Source organism: Streptomyces sp. NPDC033221 (assembly GCF_055577005.1).
In genome coordinates this window covers 245360-260890 of sequence record NZ_JBVIQN010000007.1, presented here as the reverse complement: position 1 = coordinate 260890, position 15531 = coordinate 245360, and the positions used below count along the sequence as shown (strand labels likewise).

The 15531-nt window shown below is 72.7% G+C and carries 11 protein-coding genes and 1 pseudogene; 4 read left to right on the top strand and 8 right to left on the bottom strand.

Annotation, left to right across the window (positions count from 1 at the left end; genetic code table 11):
* The first annotated feature begins 20 nt into the window (after window positions 1-20).
* Window positions 21-1961, top strand: a complete 1941-nt coding sequence (locus ACZ53K_RS12020; RefSeq protein WP_468834377.1) for an ABC transporter ATP-binding protein — start codon at window positions 21-23, stop codon at window positions 1959-1961.
* Complete coding sequence (locus ACZ53K_RS12015; RefSeq protein ID WP_468834374.1) at window positions 1958-3898, top strand: ABC transporter ATP-binding protein; 1941 nt, start codon at window positions 1958-1960, stop codon at window positions 3896-3898. The genes ACZ53K_RS12020 and ACZ53K_RS12015 overlap by 4 nt, the downstream gene beginning before the upstream one ends.
* A 62-nt stretch (window positions 3899-3960) precedes the next feature.
* Here ACZ53K_RS12015 and ACZ53K_RS12010 read toward each other — a convergent pair whose 3' ends face one another.
* The 4 genes from ACZ53K_RS12010 to ACZ53K_RS11995 form a co-directional block, all read right to left on the bottom strand.
* The gene (locus ACZ53K_RS12010; protein ID WP_468834373.1) at window positions 3961-4971 is read right to left on the bottom strand and encodes an Lrp/AsnC family transcriptional regulator; all 1011 of its coding nucleotides are present in this window, start codon (window positions 4969-4971) and stop codon (window positions 3961-3963) included.
* A gap of 172 nt (window positions 4972-5143) precedes the next feature.
* Window positions 5144-6529: an aldehyde dehydrogenase family protein gene (locus tag ACZ53K_RS12005; RefSeq protein ID WP_468834371.1), complete on the bottom strand. Its 1386-nt coding sequence runs from the start codon at window positions 6527-6529 to the stop codon at window positions 5144-5146.
* Window positions 6529-7629, bottom strand: a complete 1101-nt coding sequence (locus ACZ53K_RS12000; RefSeq protein ID WP_468834368.1) for a phenylacetate--CoA ligase family protein — start codon at window positions 7627-7629, stop codon at window positions 6529-6531. The genes ACZ53K_RS12005 and ACZ53K_RS12000 overlap by 1 nt, the downstream gene beginning before the upstream one ends.
* 96 nt (window positions 7630-7725) lie before the next feature.
* The gene (locus ACZ53K_RS11995; RefSeq protein ID WP_468834367.1) at window positions 7726-8748 is read right to left on the bottom strand and encodes an MDR family NADP-dependent oxidoreductase; all 1023 of its coding nucleotides are present in this window, start codon (window positions 8746-8748) and stop codon (window positions 7726-7728) included.
* A gap of 387 nt (window positions 8749-9135) precedes the next feature.
* Here ACZ53K_RS11995 and ACZ53K_RS11990 point away from each other — a divergent pair, with 387 nt between their 5' ends.
* On the top strand, window positions 9136-10584 hold the full coding sequence (locus tag ACZ53K_RS11990; RefSeq protein WP_468834365.1) for an MFS transporter: 1449 nt from the start codon (window positions 9136-9138) through the stop codon (window positions 10582-10584).
* Between the two features lie 74 nt (window positions 10585-10658).
* On the opposite strand, the gene ACZ53K_RS11985 is transcribed toward ACZ53K_RS11990, so the two are convergent.
* Entirely contained in the window at window positions 10659-10916 is a 258-nt protein-coding gene (locus tag ACZ53K_RS11985; protein WP_468834363.1) for an Lrp/AsnC ligand binding domain-containing protein, read from the bottom strand.
* Between the two features lie 9 nt (window positions 10917-10925).
* Here ACZ53K_RS11985 and ACZ53K_RS11980 point away from each other — a divergent pair, with 9 nt between their 5' ends.
* Complete coding sequence (locus tag ACZ53K_RS11980; RefSeq protein WP_468834361.1) at window positions 10926-12017, top strand: magnesium transporter; 1092 nt, start codon at window positions 10926-10928, stop codon at window positions 12015-12017.
* Here ACZ53K_RS11980 and ACZ53K_RS11975 read toward each other — a convergent pair.
* The 3 genes and pseudogenes from ACZ53K_RS11975 to ACZ53K_RS11965 all read right to left on the bottom strand — a co-directional run.
* Window positions 11990-12700 (bottom strand): annotated as a pseudogene (locus tag ACZ53K_RS11975) (methyltransferase); the annotation flags it as partial. The gene ACZ53K_RS11980 and the pseudogene ACZ53K_RS11975 overlap by 28 nt on opposite strands.
* Before the next feature lie 305 nt (window positions 12701-13005).
* Complete coding sequence (locus ACZ53K_RS11970) at window positions 13006-14547, bottom strand: carboxylesterase/lipase family protein (protein WP_468834359.1); 1542 nt, start codon at window positions 14545-14547, stop codon at window positions 13006-13008.
* 149 nt (window positions 14548-14696) lie between these two features.
* Window positions 14697-15203, bottom strand: coding sequence for a DinB family protein (locus ACZ53K_RS11965; RefSeq protein WP_468834357.1), 507 nt, complete (start codon window positions 15201-15203; stop codon window positions 14697-14699).
* Window positions 15204-15531: the final 328 nt, after the last annotated feature.

Below are 15531 nucleotides of genomic sequence, written 5' to 3'. Positions count from 1 at the left end.
GCGCCGTACTCTCGGTGCTGATGGCCGATACAGCGAAGGTGACGAGTCAGCAGCCGCCCGACAGACCCGCTGCCGACCCCGCCGACGGGCAGCGCCCGCCGGTCCGGCGCTCCGCCGTGCGCTCCCTGCTGCGGCTGTGGCCGTTCGTCCGGCCGGTGCGGGCGCGGCTGTTCACGGCGGCGTTCGTGGCGGTGCTCGCGTCCTGCATCGGGCTGGTCATCCCCCTGGTCCTCAAATGGCTCGTGGACGGGCCGATCGCCGCCCGGGACCCGGGCGGGGCCTGGCTGGGCGGCGGGTATCTGCTGCTGCTCGGCCTCGCGGAGGCGGGCCTGTTCGGGCTGCGGCGCTGGCTGGTGGCGCGGCCGCTGGCGCGCGTCGAGGCCACGATGCGCGACAGTCTGTACCGGCACGTGCAGCGGCTGCCGGTCGCCTTCCACGACCGCTGGGCCTCCGGCCAGCTGCTGTCCCGGGGCACGACCGACCTGCAACTGCTGCGCCTGTTCCTGGCGTTCCCGCTGACGTTCCTGATCGTCAACGCCACCACGATCCTGGTGGGCTGCACGATTCTGCTGGTCCAGCGCTGGTCGCTGGGGCTGGTGCTGCTGGCGCCGATCGTGCCGTTGATCGCGCTGTGCTCGGTCTTCGAGGCGAAGTACGCGGTGGCCGCGCGGCGGGCCCAGGACCAGGTCGGTGACGTGACCACGGTCGTGGAGGAGTCGGTCCTCGGCATCCGCATCATCAAGGGGTTCGGCCGGCACCGCAGCCAGGCCCGCGCGTTCCGGGCGCTGACGGCCCGGCTGCGCACGACCGAGCTGCGCAAGGCGCGGCTGCTGGCCCTGCTGTGGGCCTTCATCATGGCGCTGCCGGAGCTGGCCATCGGGGCGGCGCTGGTGCTCGGCACGGTCCAGGTGGCCGACGGGGACCTGTCGGCCGGCACCCTCGTCGCGTTCCTGTCCACGGCGCTGGCCCTGATGTGGCCGGTGGAGTCGATCGGCTTCCTGCTCGCCATGAGCAATGACGCGGCGGCGGCCACCGACCGGTATTTCGAGGTCCTGGACGAGCCCGTGGCGGGCCGGGACGACGCACGGACAGCGGCGGAGCTCACGGCGCTCACGGCCGGGCCCGGACCTGAACCCGGTTCCGAGGCCGGTCCCGAACCCGGCTCCGAAACCTGCCCCGAAGCCGCCCCCGGTCTCCTCTTCCGCAACGTCACCTTCCGCTATCCGGACGCGCCCGCCGACGCCCCGCCCACCCTCCAGGGCATCGACCTGCACATACGCCCCGGCGAGACGATGGCCCTGGTCGGCGCGACCGGCAGCGGCAAGACCACGCTCACCGCGCTCGTCCCCCGGCTCCACGACGCCACCGGCGGCCGTATCACCCTCGACGGCACGGACATCAGGGCGCTGACCCGCGACGAGCTGCGCGCCCGGGTCGCGGTGGCCTTCGAGGAGCCGACCCTGTTCTCCGCGACCGCCGCGGAGAACGTCCTGATGGGCGGTGCGGGTGCCGGGCCGGACGATCTCGTACGGGCCCTGCGCGTCGCCCAGGCCGACGGATTCGTGGACGCGCTCCCCGACGGCCGGGACACCGAGGTCGGCGAGCAGGGGCTGAGTCTGTCCGGCGGGCAGCGGCAGCGGCTCGCACTGGCCCGCGCGGTGGTCGGCCGGCCGCGCTTCCTGATCCTCGACGACCCGCTGTCGGCGCTGGACGTCCATACGGAGGCGCTGGTCGAGGCGGCCCTGCGGCAGGTTCTGGCGACCACCACCGCCCTGGTCGTCGCGCACCGCCCGTCCACGGTCCTGCTCGCCGACCGGGTGGCGCTGCTGTCCGGCGGCCGGATCACGGCGGTCGGCAGCCACCATCGGCTGCTGTGCGAGAACGCCGAGTACGCGGCGCTGATGTCCGGCGCGGCGGACGGCGGGGACATCGCCCGGCGTGAAGGGGAGAGCGTGCGATGACGACGAGCACAGGTACCGGTACGGCCACGGGCGACGCGCCGGACGCCGACAGCGCGCCGGGCCCGTCAGCCCCTCCCCCGGCTGCCCCGCCCTCCCCCGACGCCTTCGAACAGGACCTCCTGCCCACCACCAACGGCGCTTCCCGCGGCCTGCTGGGCTCGTTGCTGCGCCCGCACACCCGCGCCGCCTGGGCGGCCGCCGTCCTCCTCCTGTTCCAGCAGGCCGCCGTGCAGGCCGGGCCGCTGCTGGTAGCCTTCGCCATCGACCACGCCGTCCCGGCCCTGCGCGCGGGCGACCACGGCCCGCTCATGGCCGTGGCGGCGGCCTATCTGCTGTGTGCGACGGCCGGCGGCGGTCTCCAGTACGTCTTCATCCGGCTCTCCGCGCGGATCAGCCAGGACGTCCTGCTCGACCTCAGGGGCCGGATCTTCCGGCACGGCCAGGTGCTGAGCCTGGACTTCCACGAGCGCTACACCTCCGGCCGGCTGATCTCCCGCGCGACCACCGACGTGGAGGCGCTGCGCGAGCTGCTGAACGAGGGCCTCCAGGAGCTGATCTCCATCGTCCTGGCCACGGTCTACATCACGGCGACGCTGCTCTACCTCGACTGGGGCCTGGGGGCCGCCGCCGTCGCCACCGCCGGGCCGCTCTATCTGCTCGTACGCTCCTTCCGGCGGCGTTCCGAGCGCGTCTACAGCGTGAAGTCGTCGGCGATGGCCGCCGTCATCGTGAAGTTCACCGAGACGATCAACGGCATCCGCCCCGTGCAGGCGTTCCGGCGCGAGCGCCCCAACGACGCGGCGTTCGCCCGCCTCAACGGACGGCACGAACGCACCAACGGTGACGCGATACTGGAAATGGCCCGGTATGTCGTCTCGTCCCGTCTGGTGGCCAACGTCGCGGTGGCCGCGCTGGTCCTGTGGGGCGCGTACCGGGTGGCCTCCGGCAGTCTGGCGCTGGGGGTGCTGGCGGCCGCGGTGCTCTACCTCCGCCGTCTGTACGACCCGATCGACCGCCTCGGCATGTTCCTCAACTCCTACCAGTCCGCCGCCGCTTCCCTGGAGAAGATCGCCGGACTGCTCGCCCAGCGCCCGGGTGTCCCGGAGCCCGCCGACCCGCGGCCGCTGCCGGACCGGCCCGGCTCCCGGCCGGGCCGCGAGGTCATTTTCGACGGCGTCCGGTTCGCCTACCGCACCGGCGGCGAGGTGCTGCCGCGCTTCGACCTCACTCTCGCCGCGGGCCGAACGGTCGCCGTCGTCGGCTCCACGGGCGCCGGCAAGTCCACGCTGGCCAAGCTGCTGGCCCGGTTCTACGACCCTTCCCCGGGCTCTCAGCCACGTTCCCGGCCACGTTCGAGCAGGGAAGGCCCCGATGGCGGCCGGGTACTGCTCGACGGCGTCGACCTGCGCGACCTGTCCACCGCCGACCTGCGCCGCTCGGTGGTCATGGTCACCCAGGAGGCGTTCCTGTTCTCCGGCACGGTCGCCGAGAACATCGCCATCGGCCGCCCCGACGCCACTCGCGAGGAGGTCGAACAGGCCGCGCGGGCCATCGGCGCGCACGACTTCATCGCGGCCCTGCCGGACGGGTACGACACCGACGTACGCAAGCGCGGCGGCCGGATCTCCGCCGGTCAGCGCCAGCTCGTCACCTTCGCCCGCGCCCTGCTCGCCGACCCGGCCGTACTGATCCTCGACGAGGCCACCAGCTCCCTCGACATCCCCGGCGAACGCGCCGTCCAGCGCGCCATGGACACGGTGCTGCGCGGCCGTACGGCAGTGGTCATCGCGCACCGCCTGTCCACGGTCGAGACGGCCGACCGGGTCCTGGTGATGTCCGAGGGCCGCATCGTCGAGGACGGCAGCCCCGCCGAGCTGATCGCGGACCGCGGCCGGTTCGCGGAGCTGCACCAGGCCTGGCGGGAGAGTGTGGTGTGAGCGGCCCGGCCGGCCGGTGGGGCCGGTGTGCCGGCCGTGTCCGGAGCGCCCGGCGCGCTGTGTCATCCGTGGCGGGGCGGCTGCGGTGCGGACGCGATCGTTCCCACCGCTTTGAGGGTCCGCAGAACCGGGGCCGTCTCCAGGGTGCGGATGGCCTTGACCGCGCCCAGGCCGTGGGTGAGGTAGTGGTACAGGGCCGAGGTGTCCCGGCACAGTGCGTGAGCCACGAGGTTGGTGGGGCCAGTGGTGTGGGCCACGAGAGCCAGTTCACCATGCCCGGCCAAGGTGGTGGCCACCTCGTCGAGATGGGCCGGAGCGACCGCCATCCATAACAGGACCTTGGTGTTGCCGCCCAGGAGGGTGGGGTCGAGCTCCACGTCGAAGAAGATCACGCCCTCCTCGCCGAGGCTCTCCAACCGGCGCGACACCGTCGCCGGCGACCAGCCGGTGGTGGCGGCGAGGTCGCCGACGCTGGCCCGGCCGTCCCGCCGCAGGGCGTCCATGAGGGCGTGGTCCGCCGGGGTGAGCCGTACCTGCCGGTACCGGTCCGCGGCCGGGGACCCGCCGCGCCCGGTGGTTCTCGCTCCGCCCAGCCGGCGCTGCTGGCGGGGGGTGAGCGCGTTGGCGCTCATCCGCCATGGGGTGCGCCAGCCGAGGTAGGTGTGCAGCAGGTGGTGGGCGGAGACGGCGGTGAGCCCGATGCTGGGCGGGAGTTCGTGCAGGAGCAGGGAGTGGCCGTGCGCCGTGCCCAGCGGGGTCTGGAGCACCGCGACGATCTCGGTGCCGCCCCCGGTGAGGTAGACCCACGAGGTGTCCGGGCGCCGGACCAGGGCGTGCGCGAGGTCCAGGGCCGTCTCCGGGGCCGCGGTCAGGCGCAGCAGCCACTGTTCCCGGCCCGTCAGATGGGGGTCGGGCAGCCCGACGACCCGGAGTGCGGCGTGCTCGCGCAGCCGGTCGTAGCGCCGGGAGATCGTCTGCGGGGACACCGCCAGTACGTCGGCTATCTGTGTGAAAGAGGCACGTCCGTCGATGTGCAGCGCATGGATCAGGGCGCGGTCCAGGTCATCGAGCATGCGCACACCATCCTTCACGCACCGCGTGGCAGGGCGCGGCACGCCGCCGGTGGCAACCCCGCACACGTCGGTGCTCGGCTCGGTCGGAATCCGGGCCCGGCAGCCCGGCGGACGAGGGAAGAACGGACCTCTCCCCTCAGGTGTGGCGGCGAGCCGCCACGGAGGACACTCCTCAGTCTCTGACCACCGACTTGCAGCGCATCAGGAACTCGGCGAGGAAGCCGTCGTGCGGCATGCCGGGGCGCATCCAGTACGTCGGGTGGTCTCCCACGTACACGTTACTGATCGACGGCTCCTCCAGCAGCTCGTCGACGAGCCGGGCGTCGTGGGTCAGCACGGTCAGGGCGAGGCTGTTGCGCAGCGGGGCGAGGCCTGCGGCACGCGTCCACGGGGCGACCCACACGCAGGGGAAGGGCAGTTCGACCGCAGCCTGTGGCGCGTCGGGCCGGTCGAGCTGGTGGACGGCGGGCCGCAGTACGGCGCTGCCGTCGCCCAGTTCGTCGGCGATGCCGTCGCCGCCGAGCCACGGCACGGTGCCGGCCGCCTTGCCCAGCAGGTACGCCTCCAGGGCCTTGGCCGTGGCCGGCGGCTGTACGGGCAGTACCGCCCCGGGGTCCTCCGGTGCCAGGCTGGGCAGTGTTGAGAGACGCTCGGCCAGCGCCTCGCAGAGCGGAGCCGGGTCGCCCTCCACGAAGACGGCGGTGGTGTTGACGCAGCCGGTGCCACCGTGGCTGCTCACGGAGTCGACAATGGTCTCGAAGTGGTCCCGCCAGTCCATCTCCTTGGTCAGCAGGATCTTCGAACGGCCCGGCCCCTGCGGGAGGATCGACGGGTCAGCGGCGTACTTGCGCACCACGTCCTCACCTCCGTAGACCAGCCCCAGGTCGGAGCTGCGCAGCAGGGTGTCCGCGGTGGCGTGGTCGGTCGGCAGCAGCGCCACCTGGTCGTCGCCGAAGCCCGCGCTGCGCAGGGCGGTGACCAGCCGGTGCGGGGTGAACGGTTCACGCCGGGAGGGCCGGACCGCGACGCGGAAGCCCAGGGCGAGCGCCTCCGGCCAGAGGCTGTGCGGCCCGGGGTGGTTGCCGGCCGCGTGCACGGCGAAGACGTTCCCGCGCCGGGTCCACACTGCGCGGCCGGTGCGGGTCAGCGGGTCGTCCCAGCGCGTCACCGAGCCGGCCGGCCGGGCGGACTCCACGCTGGTGTGGACCTTCTTCAACCGGTCCGCGATGGCCCGGGTGGTGGCCCGCACCACGGAGACCGGTGTGCCGCCGGCCCGGCTGACCCGGTACGCGTACTCCCCCGGCGACTGCTCCCCCAGCGTCGCGGCCGCGAAGAGTTCGCCGGCGCGGCCGATCATCCGGATGCGGTCGTCGAGTGCGGGAGTGGCAGCCCGGCGCAGGGCCTTTATCGTGCGCTCGACGAACAGGGAGGGGACCAGGCTCAGTGCGGCGGTCTCCCGGCCCGCGACATCGAGGACGGGCGTGCGGTTGCGGGCCCGGTACGGGCCCCGCGCCCCCAAGGCGTCGAGCTGTACGACGCCGTCGCTCGGCTGCGCCATCAGTAGACCCCCTCGATCACGGCCTCGTTCTCGTAGGTCGCGACCGGGGCGATGTCCGCCACCGCGTCGCCGACCGAGCCGGCCGGCGGCTCGGTCCGGGTCGCCACGTCCCGCTCCAGGTTGTTGGGCAGGAAGAACGACTTGCTGACGTGGTGGACCAGGACGCGGCCCCGTTCGCCGTACGCGACCGGCCGCAGCGTCCCCGGGTCGACGACCGAGAACGTCACGTACGGGCTGTAGGGGTCGAAGACGCAGCCGGACTCCGCCGGCAGGCCCGGGCGCTCGCCGGCGAACCCGAGGATCATGGTGCTCCCGTAGTTGCCGCACAGGACCGTCCTGGGGAAGACCTCGGCCTTGTAGAGGTGGCGGGAGTCGGGGTCCAGCTGGGTGCCGCCCCAGCGGATGGCCCGGACCTTCTCGTCGACCAGCTCGGCCAGGTCGTCCCGCCGGGCGAGCCGCTCCAGCAGCGGGGGCGTGATCGTCAGGACGCCGATGTCCTGGGTACGCAGCACCAGCGCGGCCTGGTCGACGAGGTGTTCGGCGTAGGCGTCGGCGTCGGCGCCCCGGCCGGCGGAGATCAGTTTCTTCACCCAGCGGGGGTCGAGGTCGATGGTGTGGCCGCGGCGCCCGTGGCTGGTCGCGGACCTGCGGAAGTACTCGCCCACGATGTGCGGGCCCGTCGGGACGAGCCCGAGCCAGTCGGCGCCGCCGGGGAAGCCGTGGGCGTCGAGGTTGGCGTTGCTCCAGTGGAGCATGCGTTGGAGCCAGTCCCGGAGCAGGACGACCCGCTTGGGCGCTCCCGTGGTCCCGCCGCTCTCGAACACCCCGACGACGTCGGGATGCCGGCCGTAGCACTGCGGGATCAGGTCCTCGGCACGGACGTCGCGCAGTTCGGCCGTCACGTCGGGGAAGAGTGCGAGGTCTTCGTGGGTGCGGATGTCGCTGCGCGGGTCGAAGGGCAGGGCTCTGGCCCGCTCCAGCCAGAACCGGGACCCCGTATCAGGGTGGAAGTGCCATTCCATGGCGGCCTGTATCAGGTCGTCCGGGTCGGGGCGGACATCGAGGGGAAGGTCGAGGACGTGTGCGGTGGCCGGCGGCACGGGGACTCCTTCTCGGCGCATGAGGGGAGGTGGGTCTGTCGGGCGAAGGCGGACCGTCCGCCCGACTCACCGAAGTTGACTGCGAACGGTGCCGAGCTACAGCTCGACGATGACGGCACCCACGTGCCGCCCTTCGATCACCTCCAGCAGAGCCTTCGGGGCCTGCTCGATGCCCTTGATCCGGGCGTGCGGGAAGACGTCCTGGCCCGCCCGGAGCCAGGCCCCGAACGTCTTTGTCCACTCCGCCGCGCCGTCGAAGTCGTCCGAGCTGAAGCCCCGCATCTCGATCCGCTTGCGGATGAGCGGCATGGAGTCCAGCCGGACGGGCGCCGACGTACCGGTGCCGTGCTCGCTGAGCTGGCCGGACAGCGCACCGATCAGCACGAACCGGGCACCCGGACGAGCTGCCTCCACGGCGGCCTGGAGCTGTTCGCCCCCGACGTTGTCGAAGAAGACGTCGATCCCGTCCGGGGCCGCCTTGGCCAGCTGTTCGCCGAGTGGCCCGGCGCCGCGCACGACGACCTCGTCGTAGCCGAGTTCGGCCACGAGACGGTCGGCCTTCTCCTGGGAGCCGGTGCTGGCGATGACCCGGCCGGCGCCCAGCCGCTTGGCGATCAATCCGGCCATCGCGCCGATCCCGCTGCCGCCCGCCGAGACGAACACCGTGTCGCCGGGGCGAAGTTCGACGCCCCGGGTCAGTGCCGCATAGGCCGTCCAGCCCCGCTGGAGGTGGGCGATCGGGTCGGGAAGGGCTGCCGGGTCCAGCGGGGTGCACCCGTCCGCGGGTACGACGGCGTACTCGCGCCAGCCCAGCCCGTGCGCAACCAGGTCGCCCGGCCGCAGCGGGCTGCCGTCCGGAGCCCGGACGACCTCGCCGACCGCCGACCCGAGCAGGGTGTCGCCGGGGCCGAGCACGGGGAACGGCGTGTCCTGGGTGACGCCCGAGATCAGCAGGCGCAGCGTGGCGAAGACCTGGAAGAACCGGTTGCGGACCAGCACTTCGCCTTCCCCCGGTGAAGCCAGGGGCGTCTCGACGACGTCGAAGTGCTCCAGCCGCGGCAGCCCGTCGGGCCTGGCCACGAGGCGGACTTCTCGCTGGGTAGCGGGCAGGGCAGCCATGCACCCTCCTGAACGGGAAGAACGTAGGAATATGAGGCCTGGTCACGCGCGGTGACCAAGGAATCCCAGCGTGGAGCAGTTCCCCCGACGCCTCCAGCCAGGGCGCCGTACTGGAGCATTTCTTCCATCCCAGGCGGTCGGCTGAAGGAAGCGCACACCGTAGGCCGATCTCGTCTTCGCCCCGGCGGCGCCGCCGGCCGGGTGCGCTCAGCGGGCCGGCGTGTGAGAAATCGCGACCGCGGGAGCCCTCGACGGAAGGAATCCTCCATCTCCGCGCCCTGGCTGGAGCCCGCCCGGCCCCGGCCTCCACTCTGACGGTGGTCGAGCCCGGCTCCCCCTTCCCGGCGGACCGGGCCGACGTGTCGACGATGCTGGAGAGGAACTCCGATGACTGCTGAGCGTGTGCTCGCGCCGACTCCCACAGCGGCGTACCGATGGCGGTGGCTGGCGCTCACCGCCCTGCTGCTCGGTGAGGCCATGAACCTGCTGGACGCGACGATCGTGCAGGTCGCCGCACCCGCGATCCACAACGATCTGGGCGGGTCGGTGTCCGACATCCAGTGGTTCACCACGGCCTACACCCTCCCGTTCGCGGTGCTGCTGATCACCGGTGGCCGGCTGGGCGACATCGCCGGCCGGCGGCGGGTGTTCGTCATCGGTGTCACCGGCTTCATGCTCGCCTCCGCGGCCTGCGCGCTGGCGCCTTCGGTGGGTCTGCTGATCGCCTTTCGGGTGGTCCAGGGCGCCGCGGCGGCCGTGATCATTCCCCAGACCATCGGCCTGATCAAGACGATGTTCGCCGGTGACGAGATGTCCAAGGCGCTGGGCAGCATCGGCCCCGTGATGGGTCTGGCCGCCGTCTGCGGTCCGGTGCTCGGCGGAGTCCTGACCCACGCCGACCTGTTCGGCTCGTCGTGGCGCGCGGCCTTCCTGGTCAACGTCCCGGTGTCGGTGATCGTGCTGGCCATCACCCCCAAGATGCTGGAGAACCGGGCTCCGAAGCGGCCCACCCTGGACGTGACCGGCACCCTCCTGGCCATGGTCGGTGTCGGCCTCATCGTCTACCCGCTCATCGGCGGCGACATCGCCGCGCTGTCCGGGTGGAGCTGGGCCGCCATCGTGGCCGGTCTGCTCGTGATGACCGGGTTCGCGGTGCACCAGCGCCGTGCGGGCGCCGGTGGCCGGAGCCCGCTGGTGGAGCCGAGCCTGTTCGCGCACCGCAGCTTCCCGGCCGCCTTGGTGACGTCGGCGGCGTTCTTCGCGGTGACGAACGGTCTGATGATGGTCATCGTGCTCCAGCTCCAGCTGGGGCTGGGCACCGACGTGCTCGCCGCGGGGCTGACGCTCGCTCCGTGGTCGGTCGGCCTGGCCGTCGCGTCGTGGCTGGCCGGTGCGCACCTGGTCCGGCGCTACGGGCACCACACCATGTCCATCGGTCTCGGCGTGCTCCTGGTCGGGGCGCTGGCCGCCATCGCCGTCTACCACGCGGCCGACCCCACGGCCTACCCCAAGCCTCTGCTGCTCGCGCTGGGCGTCGTCGGCCTGGGTGTCGGCCTCTTCGGTCCCGCCTTCTTCACCATCGCCCTGCAGCCGCTGCAGCCTCAGGAGATCGGGTCGGCCGCCGGGCTGCTGAACGCCGTGCAGCAGTTGGGCGCCACGCTCGGGGTCGCCGTCCTGGGCAGCGTGTACCTCAACAGCGCGACGCCCGGCGGCGCTTCGACTTCCCTGCACGCGATCCAGGTCGCGTTCTGGGTCGCCGTCGCGCTGGTGGTGGTGAGCTTCGGCTCCGCCAGGCTGATGACGGCGAAGACCGCTGCCGAGGCGGCGCGGTCCTGACCGGGCCGCCTCTCGGGGCGAAGGATGCGGCGGCCGTGCGGCCGCCGCATCGTCGTGTGTGCGGCCACCGGTCCTCACGGCCGTGCGCGCAGGGGTGGCGCCGGCCGGCGTCCGCGGTCCGGACGCGTGATCATCGGGCTCGCCGCCTTGACGTTCTGCAGGACCGGGCTGGTTTCCAGGGTGTGGATCGCGTCGAGGGAGCCGAGCCGGCGGGCCAGGTAATGGTGCAGGTCGGCCGGGTCTCTGCAGAGCGCTTGGGCGACCAGGTTGGTGGGGCCGGTGGTCGCGGCGACGAAGGCGAGCTCGTCGTGGCCCGCCAGGGTCGTCGCCACGTGTTCCAGATGGGCGGGGCTGACCGAAATCCACAGCAGCGCCCTGGTGTTGGCGCCGAACAGCCCGGTGTCGACCTCGACGTCGAAGAAAATGGCTTCGCCCGCCTGCAGATCGGCCAGGCGGCGCGCGACGGTGACCGGCGACCAGCCGGTGGCCTGGGCGAGTTCCGCGTGGTTGGCGCGACCGTCCTTCTGAGGGCGACCAGCAGGATCGTCCGCGCCAAGGGCGCCGACGCCGAGACCATCTACACGCTGCCCGTGGTGGACGCCGGGCGCCGGCTGACCGGTGTCGTCGAGCTGCGGGAGCTGGTGCTCAGTCCGCTGGGCCGCGACGTCCGCGACCTCGTCGTCCCGGACGCCCCCCGCGCGCACGCCGCCGACTCCGCGGAGCACGCGGCGCGTCTGATGCGCGAGACGAACACCCTGGACCTGCCCGTCGTCGACAGTGAGGAACGGCTGGTCGGGCTGCTCAGCATCGACGACGCGGTCGAGGTGATCGAGGAGGCCGACACCGAGGACGTGGCGCGGCAGTCGGGGTCGGCTCCGTGGAGCGGGCACTACATGGCGGCGACGGTGTGGCAGGTCGCGCGCTACAGAGTCGTCTGGCTCCTGCTCCTGCTGCTGGCCGCGACGCTCACCATGACGGTGACCCAGGCGTTCGAGAGCACCCTTGAGAAGGTCACCCAGCTCGCCATGTTCATCCCGATGCTGATCGGCACCGGCGGGAACGCGGGGGCGCAGGCGGCGACCACTGCCGTACGCGCGCTGGCGGTGGGTGAGATACGCAGCTCCGACCTGCCCGCGATCATCTGGCGCGAGTGCCGGGTGGGAGTCGTGCTCGGCACGATGCTGGCGGCCCTCGGGGTGGCGCTCGGTACGGCGTTCGTGGGCGCGCACATCGCTCTCGTGGTCGGCGTCGCGCTGGTACTCATCTGCGGGTGGGCGGCGACCGTCGGCGGGACCATGCCGTTGCTGGCCAAGCGTCTGCACATCGATCCGGCGGTGGTCTCGGCGCCGTCGAGGACGACGACCCGGCCGGCCGGGTCCATGACCTCGCGGATGTTCTTCAGCACGGTGGTCGCCTCGGCATCGCTCAATTGATGCACCACATGCGAAATGACATACGCGTCGGCACCGGCGGGCACCGCGGCCAGATAATCGCCGGCGGCCGTCTCACCGCGGTCGATGACGCCGGCCTCGGTGAGCACCTTGACGGCTCCCGGCGCGACCTCGGGCAGGTCGAACACCACGCCGCGCATTTCCGGATAGCGCTGCAGGATGCGGGCCACCAGATATCCGTGGCCGCCGCCGATGTCCACGATCTGCCGGACTCCGGACAGGTCGTACGCCTCGACCGCGACGCTCTGGAGGTGGCTGACGATTTCTCCCATCGCGCTGTTGAACACCTCCCCCAGTTCCGGGCGGGCGGTCAGGTACGAGAACAGGTCAGTACCGTGCACATGCTCGAAAGCGCTCTGTCCGGTCCGGATGCTGTGCCCGAGCGCGGCGTACGCCTGCTGGAGCGCCGGCAGCCCCTCGTACCGGAAGTGGTCCCGCAGCGAGCCGGGGACGTCCGAGCGCAGCGTCTCGGCCATGGGGTTGAGCGCGAAGGTGCCGGGCGCCACCTCGGTGAAGACGCCCTGGCCGGCGATGGCCCGCAGGCCGCGGTAGAGGGCGCCCGGATGCGCGTCGACGCGCTTGGCGATCTCGTCGACCGGCAGCGGGCCGTCGGCGAGCTGATCGGCCACCCCCAGGTCGGCGACGACGTACAGCAGATGCGCCATCCTCAGGCCGTTCTGAAAGTCCAGCATGCGTCCTTTTGCAGCGGCCGGATTCAGCTCGTTGCTGGCAGCGATATCGGCGGTCACCCTGGATCACTTCCGTTCGTGGTCGTCGCGGTCGTCGTCGTGCTGTCGTCGGCATTCCCGGTTTTCATCTGACGGAATTCTGTTGGGCCGTCCGGCCGCGGTGGTAGCGCGCTCCGGGCAATGTGCAGATTTGTTCCACCGAGCAGGGCGTGGCTGAAGGATGCGTGCGTGCGGAGCGGCCGGGGCCGTACGTGCTGTCCGGCGCCGTGCCGAAGCCGGGACTACCGTCCGGCCGGCGGCAGCGCGGAGAAGGTGTGGTCCTGCCAGATCAGGCGCGAGGTCGCTTCCGGGTAGACCGTGACATCCGGCTGGTCGCCGAAGAGCCGGGTCAGGTGCCGTTCGGTGTCGTACGCGGGCCAGCCGGGGTCTCCGTCGGTGGCGAACGCCGTCCACGCCGCGCGCATCCGGGCCGACAGCGCCTCCCCCTCCGTGGAGGGCTCCTCGCCGATCAGCACGGCGGGCTGTCCCCGGTCCAGGTTGCCGAAGACCAGCGGTACGTCGAGGCCGTGGCAGGCGCCGAAGGCGCCGTCCATGCCGGGGGCGGGCCAGGTCAGCTCGTAGAGGTGGGCGCGGCCGCCGCCGGTGGCCTGGGCGTGGGCGAGGTGGAGGGACGGCATGCTGAACGTCCAGTCGGAGCGGACCCGTTCGTACAGTTCCTCCGGGGTGGCGGCCGGGAAGCCGTCGCGGTACCGGCGTGCGCCGTCCGGGCCGGGCGCGAAGACGCGCAGGGCGGTCTCGGCCTGTTCGGGGGTCACCTGGCCGAGCAGGCCCTCGATCACAGTGAACAGGCGCTGTTCGTCCCGGGTGTGACCGGTCAGGAGCGGGATGTCCCGGCCGGCGCCGTCCGCCAGTGCCTGCCACGGTGTGACCGGCAGGGTGTCGCCGTCGACGACCGGTGAGACCAGGACCGTACGGTGGGCGATCGCGCCCCAGCGCCGTGCCCGCCCGCCCATCGTGGCGCCGATCGCGTCACCGGCGGCGGACAGCCGGGCCGGGGACACCGTGGACAGCTCGCCCACCGTGGGGGCGCACCCCAGCTCGGCGGCGCAGACGGCGGCGATATCGGCGGCCAGCTCCGGCGAGAAGAACGTGCCCTGCACGCTCTGCGCGACGGCCCGGCCGAAAAGCCCGGCCGCACGCTCCATCGCCAGCAGCGCGGCGACCGAGCCGCCGCCCGCCGACTGGCCGAAGACGGTGACCCGGGCCGGGTCGCCGCCGAAGGAGCGGATGTTGTCCCGTACCCACTCCAGGGCGGCGATCTGATCGAGCAGGCCCCGGTTGGCGGGCGCCCCCTCGAACTGCCCGAATCCCTCCAGCCCCACGCGGTAGTTGAAGGTCACCACGACGACACCGGCGCGCGCCAGGCGGCCCCCGTCGTACTCGGGAAGGGCGGACGTGCCGATCGTGTAGGCGCCGCCCTGGATCCACACCATCACCGGCAGCCCGGCCGCCGGGCCCGGATCCGGCGTCCAGACATTGACCGTCAGCCAGTCGTCGGCGGCGTCCCGGGACAGGGCCTCCATACCGAAGTGGCCGCCCTGCGGGGGCGGGGGCCCGTACGTCAGGGCCGGCCGTACGCCGTCCCACTTCCGCGCCGCGCGCGGCGCGGCGAACCGGAGGGCACCGACCGGCGGCTCGGCGAACGGGATGCCGCGGAAGACCGCCACACCCGCCTCCCGGCTGCCGCGGACCGCTCCGGCCGCCGTGCGGATCTCGGGCCCGGGGCCGGTGGCGTCGGGCGGTTCGGGCACGGCACCGGTCATCGGGCTCCCCCTCCGGGTGCGGCGCGGGGCCGCGCGTGCGGCGGCTCCGGCGCTCCGCATCGTCCCGCCACCACGCGGTGCCGCGCCAGCCAATTACGGGCGGCGCCGGTACCGGCTCTCCACGGCGCCGGCTCCCGGGACAGCGGCTCTCAGGGCCCCACCACCCCGTCGATGCCCTCGCGCAGGAAGTCGGCGTGGCCGTTGTGGCGGGCGTATTCGAGGATGACGTGGAGCATCACGACGCGCAGGGACACGTCGGCGTCCCAGCGGGGCGCGTAGGCCGTCGCGTCCAGCGAGGGGACGGCGCTCTCGATGCGGCGGGCGTGGCCGACCTCGGCCTGCCAGGCGGCGAACGCTTCCTCGCGGGTGGCCGTGCCGGGCTCGTACGCCGCCTGGAAGTCGCCGTCCGGCGACCACACCAGGGGGATGTCCTCCTGGTTGACCACCCGCCGGAACCAGGTGCGCTCCACCTCGGCCAGGTGCCGTACGAGGCCGAGCAGGCTCAGTGTGGACGGCGGCATCGAGCGGCTGCGCAGCTCCTCGTCGGAGAGGCCGTCGCATTTCATGGCGAGTGTCGCGCGGTGGAAGTCGAGGTAGGCGCGGAGGGTTTCGCGTTCGCCCGCGCGAAGCGGCGGGGCGGGGCGTTCGGTGGTCATGTGCTTCCTTTCGACCGGCCGATCCTGCCGGGCGCGGCCGGGCCGCCGCATCCCTTTTCCGGCCGCGGGGCCGGTACCGGTGGTGTGCGGTGGGTGGCCAAAGATCGTGGTTCGGTGCCGCGCCGGACGGCGAAGGGTGGGCCGGACGTGTATGTGCCCGGCTCGCGTGGGCGTGTCGCGACGCCGTGGCGCCGGAGGCCGCCGGTGCGGCGGGAGGCCGGTGGGGCAAAACGTGGCGTCACGTCCTGTATACGGACCCGATCCCCCGCTCTACGGACGTTTTCCGGCCAACTATTGACCGACCACTGACAACCTCGGCTCTCAGGTG